This is a genomic window from Ornithinimicrobium sp. (assembly GCF_030537745.1).
GTDB lineage: Bacteria > Actinomycetota > Actinomycetes > Actinomycetales > Dermatophilaceae > Ornithinicoccus.
Window position 1 is genome coordinate 53,594 of record NZ_JAUNVI010000008.1, and the last position, 20,621, is coordinate 74,214.

General features: G+C 66.6%; 16 protein-coding genes, 2 tRNA genes and 1 pseudogene. 12 read left to right on the forward strand and 7 right to left on the reverse strand.

The features are described 5' to 3' along the window. Positions 1-304 precede the first annotated feature (304 nt). The 8 genes from dnaA to Q4P07_RS03390 all read left to right on the forward strand — a co-directional run bounded on the left by dnaA (position 305) and on the right by Q4P07_RS03390 (position 12,442). Complete coding sequence (gene dnaA / locus Q4P07_RS03355; RefSeq protein ID WP_303373482.1) at positions 305-1,786, forward strand: chromosomal replication initiator protein DnaA; 1,482 nt, start codon at positions 305-307, stop codon at positions 1,784-1,786. A 549-nt stretch (positions 1,787-2,335) separates the two neighbouring features. Next, entirely contained in the window at positions 2,336-3,469 is a 1,134-nt protein-coding gene (gene dnaN / locus Q4P07_RS03360; RefSeq protein WP_303373483.1) for a DNA polymerase III subunit beta, read from the forward strand. A gap of 61 nt (positions 3,470-3,530) precedes the next feature. Beyond that, positions 3,531-4,604, forward strand: a complete 1,074-nt coding sequence (gene gnd, locus Q4P07_RS03365; protein WP_303373484.1) for a phosphogluconate dehydrogenase (NAD(+)-dependent, decarboxylating) — start codon at positions 3,531-3,533, stop codon at positions 4,602-4,604. Between the two features lie 16 nt (positions 4,605-4,620). Next, complete coding sequence (recF, locus tag Q4P07_RS03370) at positions 4,621-5,856, forward strand: DNA replication/repair protein RecF (protein ID WP_303373485.1); 1,236 nt, start codon at positions 4,621-4,623, stop codon at positions 5,854-5,856. Next, positions 5,853-6,482, forward strand: coding sequence for a DUF721 domain-containing protein (locus Q4P07_RS03375; RefSeq protein ID WP_303373486.1), 630 nt, complete (start codon positions 5,853-5,855; stop codon positions 6,480-6,482). The genes recF and Q4P07_RS03375 overlap by 4 nt, the downstream gene beginning before the upstream one ends. 142 nt (positions 6,483-6,624) lie before the next feature. Then, on the forward strand, positions 6,625-8,820 hold the full coding sequence (gene gyrB / locus Q4P07_RS03380; protein WP_303373487.1) for a DNA topoisomerase (ATP-hydrolyzing) subunit B: 2,196 nt from the start codon (positions 6,625-6,627) through the stop codon (positions 8,818-8,820). 74 nt (positions 8,821-8,894) lie between these two features. Continuing rightward, entirely contained in the window at positions 8,895-11,642 is a 2,748-nt protein-coding gene (gene gyrA / locus Q4P07_RS03385) for a DNA gyrase subunit A (protein ID WP_303373488.1), read from the forward strand. Beyond that, positions 11,639-12,442: a DUF3566 domain-containing protein gene (locus Q4P07_RS03390; RefSeq protein ID WP_303373489.1), complete on the forward strand. Its 804-nt coding sequence runs from the start codon at positions 11,639-11,641 to the stop codon at positions 12,440-12,442. Before gyrA ends, Q4P07_RS03390 begins: the two co-directional genes overlap by 4 nt. Positions 12,443-12,645: 203 nt before the next feature. Here the strand turns inward: Q4P07_RS03390 and Q4P07_RS03395 are convergent, their stop codons facing one another. The 3 genes from Q4P07_RS03395 to Q4P07_RS03405 are packed head-to-tail and all read right to left on the reverse strand — an operon-like array spanning position 12,646 to position 14,719. Continuing rightward, positions 12,646-12,885: a helix-turn-helix transcriptional regulator gene (locus tag Q4P07_RS03395; protein WP_303373490.1), complete on the reverse strand. Its 240-nt coding sequence runs from the start codon at positions 12,883-12,885 to the stop codon at positions 12,646-12,648. Positions 12,886-12,890: 5 nt separating this feature from the next. Beyond that, the gene (locus tag Q4P07_RS03400) at positions 12,891-13,748 is read right to left on the reverse strand and encodes an ABC transporter permease (protein ID WP_303373491.1); all 858 of its coding nucleotides are present in this window, start codon (positions 13,746-13,748) and stop codon (positions 12,891-12,893) included. Next, complete coding sequence (locus Q4P07_RS03405) at positions 13,745-14,719, reverse strand: ABC transporter ATP-binding protein (protein ID WP_303373492.1); 975 nt, start codon at positions 14,717-14,719, stop codon at positions 13,745-13,747. The genes Q4P07_RS03400 and Q4P07_RS03405 overlap by 4 nt, the downstream gene beginning before the upstream one ends. Before the next feature lie 132 nt (positions 14,720-14,851). Between Q4P07_RS03405 and Q4P07_RS03410 the strand changes: the two genes are divergently transcribed. The 4 genes and pseudogenes from Q4P07_RS03410 to Q4P07_RS03425 all read left to right on the forward strand — a co-directional run. Next, positions 14,852-14,928: transfer RNA gene (locus Q4P07_RS03410), tRNA-Ile, on the forward strand. A gap of 46 nt (positions 14,929-14,974) precedes the next feature. Then, positions 14,975-15,097 carry a DLW-39 family protein gene (locus tag Q4P07_RS03415; RefSeq protein WP_303373493.1) on the forward strand — a complete coding sequence of 41 codons (123 nt, stop codon included), beginning with the start codon at positions 14,975-14,977 and terminating at the stop codon, positions 15,095-15,097. 60 nt (positions 15,098-15,157) lie between these two features. After that, positions 15,158-15,230: transfer RNA gene (locus Q4P07_RS03420), tRNA-Ala, on the forward strand. Between the two features lie 197 nt (positions 15,231-15,427). Next, a pseudogene (locus tag Q4P07_RS03425) lies at positions 15,428-16,429 on the forward strand (serine hydrolase domain-containing protein); the annotation flags it as partial. 87 nt (positions 16,430-16,516) lie between these two features. Here the strand turns inward: Q4P07_RS03425 and Q4P07_RS03430 are convergent. Genes Q4P07_RS03430 through Q4P07_RS03445 form a run of 4 tightly spaced genes read right to left on the reverse strand, consistent with a single transcriptional unit; the run spans position 16,517 to position 20,587 of the window. Then, positions 16,517-17,068: an NYN domain-containing protein gene (locus Q4P07_RS03430; RefSeq protein WP_303373494.1), complete on the reverse strand. Its 552-nt coding sequence runs from the start codon at positions 17,066-17,068 to the stop codon at positions 16,517-16,519. 36 nt (positions 17,069-17,104) lie between these two features. Next, positions 17,105-18,298 carry an alpha/beta hydrolase-fold protein gene (locus Q4P07_RS03435; RefSeq protein WP_303373495.1) on the reverse strand — a complete coding sequence of 398 codons (1,194 nt, stop codon included), beginning with the start codon at positions 18,296-18,298 and terminating at the stop codon, positions 17,105-17,107. Next, on the reverse strand, positions 18,295-19,386 hold the full coding sequence (locus Q4P07_RS03440; protein WP_303373496.1) for a hypothetical protein: 1,092 nt from the start codon (positions 19,384-19,386) through the stop codon (positions 18,295-18,297). The genes Q4P07_RS03435 and Q4P07_RS03440 overlap by 4 nt, the downstream gene beginning before the upstream one ends. Continuing rightward, positions 19,370-20,587 carry an acetyl-CoA carboxylase biotin carboxylase subunit family protein gene (locus tag Q4P07_RS03445; RefSeq protein ID WP_303373497.1) on the reverse strand — a complete coding sequence of 406 codons (1,218 nt, stop codon included), beginning with the start codon at positions 20,585-20,587 and terminating at the stop codon, positions 19,370-19,372. Before Q4P07_RS03445 ends, Q4P07_RS03440 begins: the two co-directional genes overlap by 17 nt. Positions 20,588-20,621 lie beyond the last annotated feature (34 nt).

A 20,621-nucleotide genomic window follows, 5' to 3' on the forward strand; every position in this document is an offset into this window, starting at 1 on the left:
ACCCATGGGCAGGCGAAAGTGTCCGGAAGATCGGCTTACCCCACGGTACGGGAGCCGCTCCTGCGGGTCAAACTGCAGACCCGGGCACGTCCGGACAACTACCGAACCCGCTATGGTCGGTCTATCGCGTCGCTCGCACTGCACGACACGCCGCAGAGTGGAAGAATCACCCGACAGTGCACTTGCCACAGGCCGTCGTCCTTGTTAACGTCACGCTTTCGTCACCGTTGTCCACTGAGTTATCCACAGGTTGTGTATAACTCTGTGGATGTTCCCTCGCACCGACCCAGAGGATTGCGACACTATGACTCAGCAGCCCGCGGTCGACACCTCCGCCGTGTGGCAACACGTCATTAACTCCCTGGAAGAGACCGGCCTGGCCCCGCGGGAGCGGGCTTTCCTAGGCCTGACCAGGCTCCTGGGCCTCCTGGACCACACCGCTCTCCTGGCCGTGCCCTACCCGCACACCAAGGACATCCTCGAGACCAGCCTGCGCCAGCCCATCGTCGACGCGCTCTCCGCTCAGATCGGGCACGAGGTGCGCCTGGCCATCACCGTCGATGACGACCTGCGCCGGCAGATCGAGCAGGAGGGCAGTGAGGACCCGGGGGCGACGCAGGACCGGGACTCGACCCGTCCGGGCTACATGGTCGATCACTCTGGGAGTGGGCCGGGCAGCCTCGACGATCCGCAGAGGCTAGCGCCCTCCCCGACCGGGAGCAGGGCGAACTCCGCGCCGGCCACCAGCGCCGAGGAGTCCCGCCTCAACCCGAAGTACACCTTCGACACCTTCGTCTCCGGCAGCTCCAACCGCTTTGCGCACGCGGCCTCACTCGCCGTGGCCGAGGCACCTGCGCGGGCCTACAATCCGTTGTTCATCTATGGTGAGTCCGGCCTGGGCAAAACGCACCTGCTGCACGCGATCGGCAACTACGCCCGCAACCTCTATCCCGGCGTCCGCGTCCGCTACGTGAACTCCGAGGAGTTCACCAACGACTTCATCAACAGCATTCGTGACGACAAGGCCGGTGCCTTCCAAAGGCGCTATCGCAATGTCGACTTCCTCCTCGTCGATGACATCCAGTTTCTGCAGGGCAAGGAACAGACGGTCGAAGAGTTCTTCCACACCTTCAACACGCTGCACAACGCCGAGAAGCAGGTCGTGATCACCTCCGACCAGCCCCCGAAGCGATTGTCTGGTTTTGCCGAGCGGCTCCGCAGCAGGTTTGAGTGGGGCCTGTTGACCGACGTGCAGCCGCCGGACCTGGAGACGCGCATCGCGATCCTGAAGAAGAAGGCTGCTCAGGAGCGGATGGAGCTGCCGGACGAGGTGCTGGAGCTGATCGGCACCAAGATCGCCACCAACATCCGCGAGCTCGAAGGTGCCCTGATCCGCGTCACGGCCTTCGCGTCGTTGTCCAACCGTCCCCCGAACGCCGAGCTGGCCGCCCACGTCCTCAAGGACATCATCCCCAGCGCTGAGTCGGTCGCGATCACCGGGCCGACGATCATCACCGAGGTTGCCGACTACTTCCAGATCTCGGTCGACGACCTGTGCGGGACATCACGCTCCCGGGCCCTGGTCAATGCCCGACAGATCGCTATGTATCTGTGTCGTGAGCTCACCGAGAACTCCTTGCCACAGATTGGCCGGGAGTTCGGCCGGGACCACACCACCGTGATGCATGCCGAGCGCAAGATCCGCCAGTTGATCGGTGAAAGGCGCGCGCTGTACGACCAGATCAGCGAGCTCACCGGCATCATCCGCAAGGCGTCCATCCGCTGACGCCGTGCGTCTCCCTCTTATCCACACCTGTGGATAACCCTGTGGGTTGTTGCTCACCTGTTCACCGTCGTCACATTCTTCCCTTCCGACTCGATCCATCACACCTTCGACGGCGTGTGCACAACCGGGGGACGTCCTGCGTATCGATGCAGGTCAACCTGTGGATAACACCGAGGTCTGCCGACCAGACCTGTGGACCGGGTCAGGTCCTCCACAGCACGACCTCGCGGGTCCCACGGATGTCCCCCGCCTGTGCACATCGGGAACCCCCGCGCCGAACGGCATCGGACCTGCGACGACATACCCTCCCCGATGTAGTTATCCACAGTGTCCACAGGCCCTATGACTACGACGAGTACCCTCAACTATGAGATCTCGTCCCACGTCCCTGGGGACAGCGCGCTCCGTGCCGAATGACAAAGGACTACCGGAGCACCCACATGGACTACGAGACGAGAGTCGTGACATGCTGCACTTCCGCACGCTGTCTGTCCGGAGGCGTGGCGGTGCTGGTTGCCTGTTTCCGTGTGAGCCGAAAGGCCGTGTGTCGTGAAATTTCGTGTCGAACGCGAGGTCCTCTCCGAGGCCGTCGCCTGGGTCGTTCGCGGCCTGAGCAGCCGGCCCCCGGTGCCCGTGCTTGCTGGTGTCCTGCTGACGGCTGCCGAGGAAGGCACCTTGACGTTGTCGGCCTACGACTACGAGGTGTCGGCCACGGTCACCATCGAGGCAGAGGTGAGCGAGGGCGGTCAGGTCCTGGTGCTCGGCAAACTCCTGTCCGACATCGCCCGCAACCTGCCGGCTAAGCCGGTGGAGATCGCCACGGACGGCGCCAAAGTACAGCTGACCTGTGGCTCGAGCCGGTTCTCGCTCATCCAGATGCCGGTGACCGACTATCCACAGCTGCCCTCGCAGGCCGAATCCAGTGGCACCGTCGCTGGCGACGTCTTCACCCAGGCCGTCCACCAGGTCTCGGTGGCTGCCGACCGGGGCGATACCCTCCCGATCCTCACCGGTGTCCGCGTGGAGATCGAGGGCGAAAAGATCACCATGCTGGCCACCGACCGCTATCGCCTAGCGATGCGCGAGTTGACGTGGAGCCCCAACAATCCTGACGCCAGCCACGTCAGCCTGATCCCGGCGCGCACCCTGTCCGAGACCGCGAAGGCCCTCGGTGCGGCCGCGTCCGTCCACGTCGCCTTCGGCGACGACCAGCGCAGCGACGGACTGGTCGGCTTCGAGGCCGGTCAGCGGCGCACCACCACCCGACTGCTGGACGGTGAGTATCCCAAGGTCACCTCGATCTTCCCGACCAGCGTGGACACGGTGGCCGTGGTTGACACCGCTTCCCTCATCGAGGCGGTGCGCCGCGTGGCCCTGGTCGCGGAGCGCAACACCCCTGTCCGGCTCCGGTTCACCGAAGGTCAGGTCGCGATCGAGGCCGGCACCGGTGATGACGCGCAGGGCAGCGAGGCGGTCGAGGCGACGCTGACCGGCCCCGACGTCGAGATCGCGTTCAACCCGCAGTTCTTGCTTGACGGGCTCGGGGTCCTCAACGCCCCCTTCACTCGCCTCTCCTTCACCCAGCCCTCCCGGCCCGCCGTGATCTCCGGCCAGACCGAGATCGACGGCGAGTCCGACGAGTCCTATCGCTACGTCCTGATGCCGGTCCGGTTCGCCGGCTGACACAGGGTGGGCACGCACCAACTGTATTGACCTATCCGGACACCCAGAGGAGCGAACCAGCATGAAGATCGGCATGATCGGCCTGGGCAAGATGGGTGGCAATATGCGCGACCGGCTGCGGCGCGCGGGCCACGAGGTGGTCGGCTACGACCTCGACGAGAAGTTGCGCGACGCGGACAGCCTTGAGGCGATGGTCGCCGAGCTCGACGCTCCGCGGGTGGTCTGGGTGATGGTGCCCCACGGCAAGCCGACGCGAACGACGGTCGAGACGCTGGGTGAGCTGCTCTCCGAGGGTGACTTGGTCGTCGAGGGCGGCAACAGCAAGTTCACCGAGGATGTCGAGCTCGACCAGATCCTGGCGCCCAAGGGCATCGGGTATGTCGACTGCGGCGTCTCCGGCGGTGTCTGGGGACTGGAGAACGGCTACGGCCTGATGTGCGGCGGCCGACCGGAGCACGTCGAGATCGCGATGCCCATCTTCGACGCACTCCGCCCAGAGGGTCCGCGGGAGGAAGGCTTCGTCCACGCCGGCGAGGTCGGTGCCGGGCACTACGCCAAGATGGTGCACAACGGCATCGAGTACGGCCTCATGCAGGCCTACTCCGAGGGCTATGAGCTGCTCGCCGCCAAGGACATCGTCAAGGACGTCAAGGGCTGCTTCCAGGCCTGGAGCCGGGGCACCGTCGTCCGCTCCTGGCTGTTGGACCTGCTGGTCAAGGCGCTGGACGAGACCCCCGAGCTCAAAGGCGTGAGCGCCTATACGACCGACTCCGGCGAAGGCCGTTGGACGGTCGAGGAAGCCATCGAGATGGCGGTCCCGATGCCGGTCATCAGCGCTGCGCTGTTTGCGCGCTTCGCCAGCCGGCAGGAAAACTCCCCGGCGATGCAGATGGTCTCTGCGTTGCGCGGCCAGTTCGGTGGCCACGCCGTGAAGCTGCTTGATGACCCGCGGCTGGACGAAGGGCAGGTCGAGGTGCACCAAGGCGCCGAGGCGAAGCAGGATGGTGGCCACAGCGCTCCACCACAGTCGTCGGGTTCCGGGGCCTCCGACGCGGGCCCGTCCAGCGGCACGGGGTCGACGACGGACACCGATGGTCCTACCTCGGGCACCCGCGACGCGACCGATCACGCCTGAGGCGCTCGATCACGCGGTGTACCTGAGCCACCTGGAGGTCACCGACTTCCGCAGCTATCCCTCGGCGTCGGTCGCGCTCAGGCCCGGGGTGACGGTGCTGCTCGGCGGCAACGGCCAGGGCAAGACCAACCTGGTTGAGGCGGCCGGGTATGTCGCCACGCTGGCCAGCCATCGCGTCGCTGCGGATGCTCCCCTGGTGCGGGCCGGTGCGGACAGCGCCATCGTGCGCGCGACTGTCGTCCGCGACGGTCACGAGAATCTCGTGGAGCTGGAGATCCTGCCTGGTCGGTCCAACCGAGCTCGACTCAACCGCTCGCCCGTGGCAAGGCAGCGGGAGGTGTTGGGCACCTTGCGGACGGTGCTCTTTGCTCCCGAGGATCTGGCCCTGATCAAGGGAGACCCGTCGGAGCGACGTCGCTTCCTGGACGATCTGCTGGTGGCCAGGCAGCCCCGGTGGGCTGGGGTCCGGGCCGACTATGACAAGGCGCTGCGACAACGCGGGGCGCTGCTGAAGTCGGCGGCCCACCTGTGGCGGGCACCGCGGCGTGGCCGCAGTGGCTCTCACGCTTTTGCCGGGCCGAGACTGGCGGCTGGGGAGAGCCTGGAGGAGGCCCGGTCCTCGGCGTTGACTACGCTCGCCGTCTTTGACGAGCAGCTCGCCGGGATCGGTGGGGCTCTGCTCTATGCGCGTCTTCGCTTGCTGCGTGACCTCAAGCCGTACTTGTCCTCGGCCTATCAGACGATCAGCGAGAGCGAGACGCCCGCTGATGCCACCTACCGCTCCAGCTTGGCGCAGGGACTGCCGGTGACCGAGGCCGTCGCGGCCGGCGACGTCCCCAGTCAGGACGACCTCGTCGCTGCGATGCTCGATTCTATGGAGCAGATTCGCAGCCAGGAGCAGGAACGCGGTGTGTGCCTGGTCGGACCGCACCGTGACGACCTCCTCCTGACCCTGGGAGATCTGCCCGCCAAGGGCTACGCGAGTCACGGGGAGTCCTGGAGTCTGGCGCTGTCGATGCGGTTGGCTGGGTTCCGGTTGCTCCAGCATGATCTGGGCACCGATCCGGTGCTCGTGCTCGACGACGTCTTCGCCGAGCTCGACATCGGACGGCGCGACCGGCTGGCCGAGCTGGTGGGCGACGTCGAGCAGGTCCTGGTGACCGCGGCCGTCCCGCAGGACGTCCCGGAGCATCTGCTCGGGGACGACGGCCAGATCCTTGACGTCCTGCTGGGCACGGTGACCCCCCGTTGACCAGCACCGACGGACTTTCCCAGGCCGATCCCTCCGCTGGCGAGAGGGCGACCGACGAGGCGACGGCGCATAAGCCGACGGCAAGTATGCCGGCGACAGACGAGCTGTCCACAGACGAGCCAGCGACAGAAGATGACCCGCTGCACGCCGCTCACGACGCCCTGGCCCGGGCCCGCCGCAGCGCACGCTCCCGAGGCTTGCGTCCTGGCGCCCCTGCCGGCGCGGGTCGGCGCAAGCGGGCGGTGGGAGAGACGGTCAAGGAGGGCGACCGGCGCGATCCCCACCAGGTCGGAGCTGAGATCGACCGACTCGTCGCCAGCAGGGGCTGGGACAGTGACGTGCAGGTGGGATCCGTCGTCGGACGGTGGGCCGCGATCGTGGGGGCCACGGTCGCCGCCAACGTGGAGGTCGTCGCCTTCGAGGGGACGGTGCTGACCGTCCGGGCCGCATCAACCTCCTGGGCAACCCAGATGAGGCTGCTCTGCTCGACGGTGCTGGCGAGGATCGAGCACGAGGTGGGGATCGGGGTGGTCACCGAGATCGTGGTCCATGCCCCCGGCGGACCGACCTGGCGCAAGGGGCGACTCTCCTCCGGTGGACGGGGCCCGCGCGACACCTACGGGTGAGTGACAAGAAGGCCTCGTAGGGGCGCTGAGGACCCGTGGTTCGTGCCGGGGATCAGGAAGGGCCCCAAACTTTGCTCAGATCGGCCAAGAAAGCCCGTTTTAGGCCGGTCCAATGACGGTTTGAGGCTCCCCTACGGGTAATATGGATCTGTTGTCCACATCCCGCACGTCAAGGAGCACTGTGTCTGAGAGCGGACCCGAAGTCCCGGACCAAGCGTCCACGCCGGAGCTAGCCACGGCTGTGCACTGGGAGGTCGTCCCGAACCAGATTGACCCTCGGCTGCACGACGTCGAGGGCGCCTACGACGCTTCGACGATCACGGTGCTGGAGGGACTGGAAGCGGTCCGCAAGCGCCCGGGGATGTACATCGGCTCCACCGGACCTCGCGGCCTGCACCACCTGGTCTGGGAGGTCGTGGACAACTCCGTGGACGAAGCCCTCGCTGGCTATGCTAACCACATCGACGTCACGATCCAGCGGGACGGCGCGGTGCGCGTGCAGGACAACGGCCGAGGCATCCCGACCGACATCCACCCGGCGGAGAACAAATCTGCCGTCGAGCTCGTGCTCACCCAGCTGCACGCCGGCGGAAAGTTCGGCGGCGGAAGCTACAAGGTCTCCGGTGGTCTGCACGGCGTCGGCTCCTCCGTGGTCAACGCGCTGTCCTCGCGGATGGACGTCGAAGTCCGCCAGAAGGGCCACGTCTTTCGTCAGACTTATCACCTCGGTGTGCCGGTCGCTCCCCTGTCCAAGGACGAGGCGATCCCTGCCGAGGACACCGGCACGACGATCACCTTCTGGCCCAGCGTCGACATCTTCGACACCACTGACTTCGACTACGACACGATCCGGGCGCGCTTCCAGCAGACGGCTTTCCTCAACAAGGGTCTGACGATCACGCTGACCGACGAGCGCCCGCGGGTGGCCGCACCGGTGGACGCGCTCGACGTCGACGAGGACGAGGTCGCCGAGGACCAGTCCGAGACCCCGGTCGGTGAGCCGACCGCAGGGGCCGAGGCAGTCGTCACTAAGGCCCGCCACGTCAGCTACCGCTACGACAACGGGCTGCTCGACTACGTCATGCACCTCAACAAGTCCAAGCGGACCGAGCCGGTGCATGATGAGGTCATCGCCTTTGACGTCAAGGACGACGAGCGGATGCTCGAGCTCGAGGTCGCGATGCAGTGGACGACGGGCTACAACGAGTCGGTCCACACTTACGCCAACGCGGTCAACACGCATGAGGGCGGCACCCACGAGGAGGGCTTCCGGTCCGCGCTGACCAGGCTGGTCAACGACTTCGCCAGGGAGCACAAGATCCTCAAGGAGAAGGACCCCAACCTCACCGGCGATGACGTCCGTGAGGGTCTGACCGCCGTCATCTCCGTCAAGATGGCCGATCCTCAGTTTGAGGGGCAGACCAAGACCAAGCTCGGCAACTCCGAGGTCAAGGGCTTCGTGCAGTCCGCGATGACTGATCAGTTCGGCCACTGGCTGACGGCCCACCCCCGTGAGGGCAGGGCCATCATCAGCAAGGCAGTCCATGCCGCGACCGCCCGGATGGCGGCTCGCAAGGCGCGCGACGCCACCAGGCGCAAGGGCCTGCTGGAGTCTGGCGGCCTGCCGGGCAAGCTGCGCGACTGCCAGTCAAACGACCCGACCATCTCCGAGGTCTTCATCGTGGAGGGCGACTCCGCTGGCGGTTCCGCCGTCCGGGGCCGCAACCCGCACAACCAGGCGATCCTGCCCATCCGCGGCAAGATCCTCAACGTCGAGAAGGCCCGGCTCGACAAGATCCTCGTCAATCAGGAGGTCAAAGCGCTGATCAGCGGCTTCGGCACCGGGATCGGCGAAGAGTTCGACATCACCAAGGCGCGCTATCACAAGATCGTGCTGATGGCCGATGCCGACGTCGACGGCATGCACATCCGGACGTTGCTGCTCACCCTGCTCTTCCGGTTTATGCGGCCCCTCATCGAGGCCGGCTACGTCTACCTCGCGCAGCCGCCGCTCTACCGGATCAAATGGACCAACGCCGAGCACGAGTTCTCCTTCAGCGATCGTGAGCGCGACGCCATGATCGCGACCGGTCTGGCCAACGGCCGCCGGCTGCCCAAGGAGACCGGGATCCAGCGCTACAAGGGTCTGGGCGAGATGGACTACACCGAGCTGTGGGAGACCACGATGAACCCGGACACCCGGGTGCTCCTCCAGGTGCGCCTGGAGGACGCAGCCGCCGCCGACGAGATCTTCTCGGTGCTGATGGGTGAGGACGTCGAGTCCCGACGCAACTTCATCCAGCGCAATGCCCGCGATGTCCGCTTCCTTGACATCTAGACCGACCGGGGCCGGCGCTGCTGCGCCCGCTCCATCTCCATACCTGCACATGCATGTAATGACCAAGGGAATCCATGGCTGACGACGAGACCCCCGACCTGCCCACCGACGACGGGGGCAGCGACCAGACCCAGCAGGAGCCTGTGGACCCGGGCTACGCGCCCGTGGACCGCAGTCCCGGGGAGACGGACAAGGTCGAGATCGTCGACCTCAACGACGAGATGCAGAAGAGCTATATCGAGTACGCCATGAGCGTGATCGTGGCTCGCGCACTGCCGGATGTCCGCGACGGACTCAAGCCGGTGCACCGTCGCGTGCTTTACGCGATGTACGACGGCGGCTACCGGCCCGACCGTGGCTTCAACAAGTGCGCGCGCGTCGTCGGCGACGTGATGGGTCACTACCACCCGCACGGCGACAGCGCTATCTACGACGCGATGGTGCGCCTGGTGCAGGAGTGGTCCCTGCGCTACCCCCTCATCCAGGGGCAGGGCAACTTCGGCACTCCCGGTGACGACCCGGCGGCTGCGCCGAGATACACCGAGTGCCGGATGGCGCCGCTCGCGATGGAGATGGTGCGCGACATCCGCGAGAACACCGTCGACATGGTCGACAACTACGACGGCAAGAACAAGGAACCCACCGTTCTGCCGGCGCGCTTCCCGAACCTGCTCGTCAACGGCTCGGCCGGCATCGCCGTCGGTATGGCGACCCAGATCCCACCGCACAACCTGGGCGAGGTCGCCGCTGGTGCCCAGTGGCTGCTGAGGCACCCGGACGTCAGCAAGGAGGAGCTGCTCGAGAAGCTCCTGACGCTCATCCCTGGGCCGGACTTCCCGACCGGCGCGCTCATTACCGGTCGTCGCGGCATCGAGGACGCCTACCGCACCGGACGCGGCTCGATCATCATGCGCGCGGTGGTCCAGGTCGAAGAGATCCAGGGGCGCACCTGCCTGGTGGTCACCGAGCTGCCCTACCAGGTCAACCCCGACTCCCTGGCCCGCAAGATGGCCGAACTGGTCAACGACGGCAAGATCAACGGCATCGCCGACCTGCGCGACGAGACGTCGGGGCGCACCGGTCAGCGGCTCGTCATCGTCCTGAAGCGGGACGCTGTCGCCAAGGTCGTGCTCAACAACCTGTACAAGCACACCCAGCTGCAGCACACCTTTGGTGCCAACATGCTGGCCCTCGTGGACGGCGTGCCGCGCACGCTGCCCTTGTCGGCCTTCATCCGGCACTGGGTGGACCACCAGATCGAGGTCATCGTCCGGCGGACGCAGTATCGCCTGGACGAGGCTGAGCGGCAGATCCACGTGTTCCGCGGCTATCTCAAGGCGCTTGACAGCCTGGACGAGGTCATCGCGCTCATCCGCCGCAGCCCGAATGCCGAGGAGGCGCGGCTCGGGCTGAAGGCGCTGCTGGACATCGACGACGACCAGGCGCGCGCGATCTTGGAGCTGCAGCTGCGTCGCCTGGCGGCGCTGGAGCGCCGGGAGATCCTCGCTCGCCACGACGCGCTCGAGGCGCAGATCGTCGATTTCGAGGCGATCCTGGCAGACCCGCAGGAGCAGCGAGACATCGTCTCCACCGAGCTGGCCGAGATTGTCAACAAGTATGCCGACGACCGGCGCACCCAGATCGTGCCCTATGACGGCGACATGTCGATGGAAGACCTCATCCCCGAGGAGGACGTGGTCATCACGATCACCCGGGGCGGATACACCAAACGGACGCCGGTGCGGGAGTACCGTGCCCAGAACCGTGGCGGCAAGGGTCGCCGCGGTGCGGCGCTGCGCTCGGCTGATGTCGTGGAGCACTTCTTCGTCACTAGCACCCACCACTGGCTGCTCTTCTTCACCAACAGCGGCCGGGTCTATCGGGTCAAGGCCTATGAGATCCCCGAGGGCGGCCCGACCGGGAAGGGTCAGCACGTCGCTAACCTGATGGCTTTCCAGCCCGACGAGCAGATCGCTCAGGTGCTCGCGATCACGGACTACGACACCTCGCCATACCTGGTGCTCTCCACCCGCAACGGCCTGGTGAAGAAGACGCGCCTGGCCGACTACGACTCCAACCGCAGCGGCGGCCTGATCGCCGTCAACCTGCGCGATGGCGACGAGTTGGTCGGCGCCGCACTCTCCTCCTCCGAGGACGACATCCTGCTCGTCTCGCGCAAGGGTCAGTCGGTGCGCTTCACGGCCACCGACGAGACGTTGCGACCGATGGGGCGGGCGACGTCGGGCGTGCGCGGCATGCGGTTTCGCAAGGACGACCACCTGTTGGCGATGTCGGTGGTCCACGACGGCGACGATCCCTATGTCTTCGTCGTGTTCGAGACTGGTATGGCGAAAAAGACGCCGGTGTCGGCCTACCGCGTGCAGGGTCGTGGTGGCCTGGGCATCAAGGTCGCCAAGGCCTCCGAGAAGGGCGGCAACCTCGTCGGGGCGCTCACCGTCGATGAGGGCGACGAGGTCATGGTCGTGATGGAGCGCGGCAATGTCACGCGGTCCTCCGTCGACCAGGTCCGCGCGACCGGGCGCGACACCTCTGGCGTGATCTTTGCGACCCCCACCAAGGGTGACTCGATCGTCGCGGTGGCCCGCAACGCCGAGGCGGAGGAGGTCGATGGGATCGACCTCCTTGAAGGCGAGGAGACGCAGGCCGCTCCGGTGCAGGGCGCGGAGCCCGGCGGTGCCGAGCTGGCGCAGGACGGCGCGGAAGTCCTCGCCGATGGCGCGGATGGCGTACCGTTCGAGGAGCCGATCGGGGATGACTCGAACGAGCAGACCGACGACTCCGGCACGGGAGACGATGCATGAGCACAGACGCGCAGGCAGGCTCAACCACGTCTGGCGATGAGACCGCAGTCTCCGCCGACGTGAGTGCCGACGACGTCCGCGAGCGGGCTGGTGGCGACGCGGATGGTCAGGCCGACGACGAGCGATCGACCGCTGCCAAGATGCGTGACGGAGCGATGGCGCGGACGGCCCAGGGCCGTGATCTCGCGTCTCGTCGCGCACGCGCCCTGCGCGGTGCCACGGCCGGCCTCGCCTCTGGCTCTGCTGCTGGTGCGTCCGCCAGCAGGGGGTCCGCAGCCTCGGGCCGCGTTGGTGGGCTGGCTGCTGGTTCTGCCGCTGGTGGTTCGGGGCCGGGTGGCTCCGGGCTAGGCACGTCGACAGCCGGCAGTTCCAGCGCTCGCACCAGCGGCAACACGGTGCGGCCGCAGCCTCGCGCTCCGCGTCGCGGAGGTCCGCGCCGGGTGCGGCTCACCGCCCAGCGGGTCGATCCCTGGTCAGTCCTGAAGATCAGCTTCCTGGTGTCGGTGGCGCTCGGCATCGCTGGCGTCGTCATGATCGCGGTGCTGTGGACCGTGCTGTCGGGGATGAATGTCTTCTCCACGATCAGCGACTTCTTCACCCGGGTCACGAGCGGCGAGACGGGTGGTGCGTCCTTCGATCTGATGGACTACCTCGGAGTGGGTCGGGTCATCTCCTTGGCGGCGGTGATGGGCGTCCTGAATGTCTTCCTGCTCACCGCCCTGGCGACCCTGACCGCCTTCCTCTACAACATCTGCGCGGCGCTCGTTGGTGGCGCGCAGGTGACCCTCTCCGACGAGTGAGCCAGCCGGCTTCGACGGCCGGGACCACACGGTCACCGGTGCACGCGCCACTCACCTGAGTGCGTCGTGCTCGCTGCGACACCGCATACCTGGCACGCGCCACTCACCTGAGTGGGTTGCGCCTGCTGCGGCACCGCATACCTGGCACGCGCCACTCACCTGAGTGGGTCGTGCTCGCTGCGGCCGACCGGGCGAGCGCCCTGTCACGATAGTGCGCCCAGCCGCGGGAACTCCTCCAGGGAAAACACCACCTCGAGGGGCACCTGGAAGTGGCCGGCGATGCGGAGGGCGAGGTGCAGCGAGGGACTATACTCGCCGCGCTCGAGATAGCCGACGGTCTGGTAGTGCACTCCCAGAGCCTCGGCCAGCTCGCGCCGACTGATCCCCCGCTCTGCACGCAGCATGGCGATCCGGTTGTGGACCTGCTCCGGCGTGATCGACATCGACGTCAGTATCCCCTGCTCAGCACCCGGTCACGCGCAGCGGCGACGACGCTGCCCGACTGACGCCTGGCCATACGCCGCAGCAGGATCGGCGCCACCACCAGCCCGATGACCGCCCAGCCGACCAGCACCGCGACCGTCAGACCGCTCCGCCATTGACCGCCGATCTCGATCGCGGCCGCGCTCTCGGGCAGAAGCACTGCCCTGACGGCCAGTCCGATCCAGTAGAGCGGAGTGGCCTGCGCGACCCACTGCAACCACACCGGCAGTGCCGTCACGGGGTAGAACACGCCCGAGACGGCGGCCACGACATACATCGCCATCATCGACCACGCCAGGCCGATCATCGAGGTGAACACCGACCCGAGCACCGCGCCCCACGGCAACATCGCGGCCACACTCAGCAGGAAGACAAGTCCGAGCAGGAGCCACCGCCATGGGTCGGTCGGCATGGTGCCCGGCAAGAGCAGCGCCGCGCCGATCACCACCGGGAGGATCGGCAGCAACGCGTCGAAGGGCGCGACGATGAGCTTGGCGAGCAGGTGACCGCTCATGCCGTGCGGCACCGCCTTCGCGCGCAGGAGGGTGCCGTCCTCACGCTCGGTCTGCAGCTCGCCGGAGACTCCCATGACCGCGGCTGCGATCACCCCGAACGCGAGGAACCCGGTGAAGATGTAACCGCCCGCTGCCACCGCCCCGTCCTGGAAGTCCATGTCGCGGACGAACCACAAGACGACCAGGACAACCAGGGCCATGCCCACTGATGTGATGCCGGTGGCGGAGGTGTATTTGTGCACGAGAGTCGTCCTCGCCTGACGCCAGGCGGCGCGGACGACGGCGGCCGCGACGCTCGGCCGAGTCATCGGGACGTCTCCTCGGGGGTGGCTCCCAACGCAGCGCCCGGCGTTGGGCGCGGTGCCAACGCCTCGAGCTGGGTGAGACTCTTCCCCGCGTCAGAGTGCTGCACGATGTCGAGGTAGACGTCCTCAAGGGACGCGGCACGGACCTCGACGACCTGCACCTCGTCCGCGCGCGTGGCCAGCACCGTGGCCAGGTATGCCGTGGGGTCGGGCTCTGCGTGCACACTCACCTCTCCCGTGCTCAGATCGCGCAGGCGCACTTCGCTCGATCGGGACAGGCCGAGGCGGAGAGCGTCAGGAGTGCCGTCGGCGACGATGGTCCCGCCGGCCAGGATCAGCAACCGATCGGCGACCGTCTCTGCCTCCGCCAGGTCGTGCGTGGTCATCAGGACCGTCGTTTCAAGGTCGGCGACATCGCTGAGCAGGTCGTGGACATCGCGCCGTCCCGCTGGGTCGAGCCCGGTGGTCGGCTCGTCCAGAAACAGCAGCTCGGGGCGCCCGACCAGACCGGCGGCGACGTCCAGTCGACGGCGCTGACCGCCGGAGAGACTGTCGATGCGCTGACGGGCATGCTCGCTGAGGCCGACCCTCTCCAGGAGCTCCTCGGTGGGCCACGGGCGACGGATCTGCGGGGTGGAGTAGGGCGCGTAGTAACCGCCGATCACATCGAGGAGCTCGTGGACCCTCCAGGTGCCGTGGTCGCGCCAGCTCTGCAGGACCACGCCGACGCGTGCGCGCCAGGCCTCCGGTGCCCTTGCCGGGTCCTGGCCCAGGACTTCGACGTGCCCGCTCGAAGGGCGACGGAACCCTTCGAGGATCTCCACGGTGGTCGTCTTGCCCGCACCGTTGGGACCGAGGAGCGCCACCGTCTGCCCACGAGGGATGTCCAGGTCGACTCCGTCCAGGACGACGCGATCGCCATACATCATCCGCAACTCTCGACACGAGACGACCATGTCCCTCTCCATCAGCATGGCGGACAGCATAGTAGAAGTATGTCCTTCCATACAAGGGATGCTATGGGTGCGGGTCTGCGGCCGGCCGTGTTTTGGCGCGCTGCGGAGGCGTGAGGTAATCTCGGACGTCGCGTCTGTTGACGCAGGTTCGGGCCTATAGCTCAGTCGGTTAGAGCGCTTCCCTGATAAGGAAGAGGTCACAGGTTCAAGTCCTGTTAGGCCCACCACTTCATCCCCACTGGGATCTAGTCCACCGATCGAGGGAGAGCGACGATGAAGCGCATACTTTTGCTCGCGGCCGCCGCCTTTGGCCTGGCCGCTCTGAAGAAGATGCAGGACACCCGGGCGGAGCGCGACCTGTGGGCCGAGGCCACCGACGACGCGACTGGTCTGTAACTCGCCGGGCCAAGCATCTGCTTGGCAAGCGGGCCCCACAACTTCATATCGACCCATCAAGGGGACTTAGCTCAGCTGGTAGAGCACTGCCTTTGCAAGGCAGGGGTCAGGGGTTCGAGCCCCCTAGTCTCCACCGAGATCAGAGGCCCTTCCCATGACGGGGAGGGCCTCTTCCGCATGGGACTGCGCGTTGCGATCCCGTCAGATCGCGCGGTGTTCGCCATCCATATGGGAGCGTGGGAGCTCTATCTTCCCTCTTCGCCGTGACGGAGACGGAAGGCGCGATGGCTCCGAAAGGTATGACATGGACGTAGACGCTCGACGCTCGACGAAGCGGTCGCTGCGCGGGCGTTCACTGGCGTGGTGACGCTCGATGTGGGAGACCGTCGCGTCCTAGAGCATTGCGCGGGTTTCCTCCACCGTGCGCTGAGGGTGGCGATGAAGCCAGCGGCGCGGATCGCGATAGCCAGCGGCAGCAAGGCATTCACGGCCCTGGCGGTGATGCGGCTCGTCGAAAACGGCGTGGTGCGGCTCGGAGATCCGGTCCGCGGATTGCTCGGCGATGACCTGCCGCTCATCGACGACGGCGTCACGATCGAGCACCTGCTTACCCATACATCGGGGATCGGCGACTATCTCGATGAGGACGGCGATTCAGAGATCTCCGACTACGTCCTCACTCTTCCGGTGCACACGTTGACGACGGCACAGGCATTCCTGCCGATGCTCGAAGGGCGTCTGCCGAAGTTCGCTCCGGGCGAGCGGTTCGCATACTGCAACGGCGGCTACATGGTGCTCGCGGTCCTGCTCGAGCGGGCCACGGGCGGCACCTACCACGACGCGGTGCAGCGCCTGGTCCTCGAGCCCGCCGGCCTGAAACGCACGGGATTCCTGCCGCTCAACGACCTACCAGCCGATGCCGCGCTCGGCTACCTGCTCAACGAGGGCGATCTGGTGAATACGCTGCACCTGCCGGTGCTCGGCAACGGGGACGGCGGCGCGTTCACCACTGCCGATGACCTGCACCGATTCTGGCTGGCGCTGCTCGAGGGCCGCATCGTGTCGCTGACGACCGTCGAGGAAATGACGCGTCCGCGCCACGAGGTCCCAGAGGAAGACATGAGATACGGGATGGGGTTCTGGATACATGCGAGGCACCAGGCACTCATCCTGGAGGGGTATGACGCCGGAGCGTCGTTCCGGTCTACACACATCGTCGGCGAGGAGACCACGGCGAGCGTGCTTGGGAACAGCTCGCAGGGCGCATGGCCAGTGGTGGAAGCACTCGCGGGAGCGATCGAGGTCGCGCTAGGACGGCCCGATTCTAGGTGAAACCGGCCGCTGGCCCCGCAACGTGGCAGAGGCGACCGCCCGGTGTGGCAGGACCGGCCGTCCGGAGTGGCAGGACCGACCGTCCGGTCAGAGGAACTGCAGCGGGTCGAACTCCTCGATGGGGATGATCCGCAGGCGGGGCAGCGTGGTGTTGAACGCCTTGGTGTCGTGCTCGAGGTCGAAGAACTCCAGGCCCTTGGATCGCAGGGAGGTGAAGCCGTGGTTACGGAACTCCTCGAAGGCGACCACGCCGACGCGACGTCCGCCACCCAGCAGGGGCTCCACCGCTTCCAGGAAGTCGCCGTCGTGGCTGACCAGCATCACGTCGTCGTCGCGGTCCAGGAGCGCCTCGAGGGTCTTCTGGATCGCCATGTCGACGACCGACTGGTCGGCCGTGCCGGACAGCGGCACCGGCGCATAGCCGAGCGCACGCAGCGCCTGGACGAAGGCCATGGGCAGGCCGGAGCTGGCGTTGAGGAAGAACAGGCCTTGCGCGGTCTGCCCCCACGTTTTCTCGGCAAACTTCAGCAGCCGGTCCCATCGCGGGCGCTCGTCCGGCGTGGGCCGCCGGCCCAGGATCGAGTTGCCGAGGGTCGCGTCGATGTTCTCGCCGTCGACGAGCAGATATGTCAGGGCCATGAAGGGCCTCCTATCAAAATATATACATTTCTCAGTTTATTCATAGACAAGCTTCTTAGGGCCGGGGAAGATCCAGGACAACCCGCCCCGCAGCCGGTCCCGCCAGTTCTCCCAGGAGTGACCGTCGCGGGACTCGACATACCTCACCTGCGCGCCCGTTGACTCGAAGACCGGCACCATGGAGCGGTTGGCGACGATGAGAGGCTCATAGATCCCGCAGGTGATAAACATCCGGTCCGCGACCTTCCGCGGCTTCTCACGATAGCGGTTCATAAACTTCACCACGGGGTCAAAGGCTGGGCCGCCCCCGTGGTCGCTGCCGATGTCGGTGAACACGAACGACCCGGACTGCAGGAAGAGGCTGCCAAAGGTTTCTGGGTTGCGGAAGGCCGTGGAGAGGGAGGCGACCCCTCCGAAGCTGGCGCCCATCAGGCAGCGCGCGTCCGCCCGCGGGATCACTGGCAGCTTGGCCTCGACCGCCGGGAGGAGCTCACGGACGATGTGTCGCGCGTGGGACGCATAGTTCGGATACTCCTTCAACCGGTCGTTGGAGTTGGTGAAGAGCACGATCGTCTCGGCCATGTCGAGGTCGTGGATGAGGTTGTCGAGCACCGCCTTCATCGCCGCATAGGTGATGTAGTCGGAGCCGTCGTGCACGATCAGCAGGGGATAGCGGCTGGACCGCCGAAACCGTGCCGGCAGGTAGAGACGGTTGGTGGTGACCCGCCGTAGCGCCTTGGACGCAAATTTGAAGTCGATCAGCTCTCCGGGACGGGCATCGCTTTGCGGCAGCACCCACTCCGGCGTCTGGTAGCCAGCAGCCTGCAGCACGCTGGAGGAACCGACGGGGCTGTGGGCGACATGGGGGTTGAGCGGATCGTTGAAGACCTCGACTGCGGCCCCGACCCGGACCTCGATCTGATACTCCACCCTCGAGTGCGCGGGCAGCTCGATCGTGACGTACCACAGCGGAGGGCCTTCGACCTGCTCCAGCTTCTTCATCGGCACATGGTTGGGCTGGTTGACGATGCGGTGGCGCACCGCGACCGCATCGACGTTGCCGCGATAGAGGAAGGTGCACTTTGGGCCTTCGACGATAGGAATCACGCGCCCGGTGATGAAGGCGTCGATGTCCGCCTGTCCGTGCTGCGCGCGCGCCTTGAGCTCGTTGATTGCCAGCTTGCCATTGTGGCGCGGCGGGATGGGCAGCGGTGGGGGTAGCAGGCTCACGGGGTCGTCGCTCCGAAGTCGGTGCTGAGCGGGTCATGATCCGGGTATGACGTGTCGCTAGCCGGCTCCGTCTCGTGCTGGTCAGGAGGCGCTGGTTGGTAGGTCGTCACTGTCCCGTCGGCGCCGAGGATCCGCGCCCCGGCTGGCAGCCGACCGTCGGCCTCGAGGGTGACCGTGACGCGCTCGTCCAGCAGGAGGGCACGCGCGGGCGCGATTCGAGAGACCAGCCCGGCCATCCGTGGCACATTCTTGAGGTCGAGCCGGTCCCTGGGCGAGGGAAGTGCGACGATGTCCCGCGTCAGGCCGAGGCCCTTCATCAGCATCTCCGCCACATCCGGCCCCTGAACGGCGTCGTCATAGAAGAGTAGGACGCGCTCGGTCAGCACCATCGCGCCAGCCCCCCAGGCGATGATGGGTCGGTGCAAACGCGGGGTGGAGACCTGCCGTCCCGCCTCGTCGTGGCCGAACTGCGCAAGGGCGGGGGCCAGGTTGAACATGTGCATCAGACCGAGCAGCACCCCCACGTGTCCACCCGGGATGATGATGGCGTCAGTGTCTCTCAACGCCTGCCCGACGGCGAATCGGGCCGTGACGACGGCGTCTCGATGCTGCGGCTGGTGACGGTCGTAGAAGTCCTGGTGCAACTCCTCGACCCTAGCGAGGTGCCGGGCGTCCAAGGCGCTGACGATGGTGAGGGCGTCCGCGACGGCGAGGTCCTGGGCCCACGGATTTCGCGGGGTGTAGTCGCGGATTTTATAGAGCGCGTCCGCAGCATGCTCGAGTCCGATGACGTAGAGGGACTGCAGCTCGCTCATCGTCGCGCGACGCTCACGGTCAGCTTTCTCCAACTCAGGGTCAGCGTCCCACACCTGCTGCATGAGGCTCCACAGCCGCAGGTTGGTGGTGCGTCCGCCGAGCAGGTCGCTGAGGAGCCCGTCGTCACCTTCCCGGTCACGCCACCCGGCGGTGATCGTCGCAAAGTGTCGCCCGGTCAGTCCCAGTGCCTCCACGATGGTGTCCAGGCGCGGTTCGCGCTGGGGGCCGAGCAGCGTGATGCGGGGGACGTCGTCCTCAGCCAGCATAGACATGGACGGTGCGACCGACCTCGTCGAGCATGGCGTGCAGCTGGTCATAGTCGGGGTGCTTCATCCGGACCCACGCGTTGGCCATGAAGCCAGCCGACACCGGCTGCGTCGGGTGGCCCACCGGGGGGATGCTCGCGTCGATGATCCAGCGGCTGTAGAGGTTTTCGATCTCTTCCAGCCCGGAGTATCCCTTGATCTGGCCGTCCCGGTCTGGTCGGAGCGCGATGATGCCCGCGGAGTGGCTGCGGCTGAGGGGCTGGCTGATCCGGCTGTGCGTGATCGCCTCGGCCCACGCGGTATACACGTCCATGTCGTTGGACACGTTGTAGAGATCCCAGCAGCCCACTCCTGGTGGGCGGCAGCCGATCTCGCTGAACTTCAGGCCCTTGGGGCCGTAGAACCACTCCATGTGGGTGGCGGAGGTCCCGATCCCCAGCGCGCGGATGACGCGCGCACCCATCTCGCGGATCTCGTCATACATCCCGCCGCCGTCGATCCGGTTGGTGGCGATGAACATCGGTGAGATCCAGCGCGTCCGCATCGCCTCCAGCACGCCGGGGAAGTAGTGCGACGCAAAATCGGCCGCGACGTCGCCGTTGATCGCGATCGTGTCGTAGAAGCCTTCGTGGCCCTCCACGAACTCTTCCACCGCGATCGAGGCGTAGCCGGCCAGCTGCGCCAGCGCCGCAGACAGCTCGGTGTCATTGTCGACGCGAGAGGTGCCTGCCGCCCCCGCGCCGTCACGTGGCTTGAGGATCAGCGGGTAGCCGACCTTGCGGGCAAACTCGCGGACCTGGTCCGCGTTGTCGGCGCCGGTCGACGCGGCGGTCGGCACTCCCGCCTGACGCAGCGCCTCTTTCATCGACGGCTTGTCGCGGCACAGCCAGGTGGTGCGCACCGACGTGCCGGGGATGCCGAGGTCCTCCCGGACCTGGGCGGCCACCATCTGGTGGGCCTCGATGGTGGATTCCATCCGGTCGATCCAGACCATGCCCTGGATTTTGCGGACCGCCTCGGTCATCTGCGCCCGGTTGGTCACCGAGCCGACCTGCTCGTAGTGCACCATCCAGCTCTTGAGCTGGTCGTCCAGATAGTCCCAGGGGGTTTCGCCGATCCCGATCACGTTAGCCCCCACCGAGGCCAGCGCTCTGGCAAACTCCCGCTGGTTCTGCGGGAAGTGGGGCTCCACCAAGATGATGTTCACAGGGTCGAGATTGCCACAGATCCAGCGGCGACGT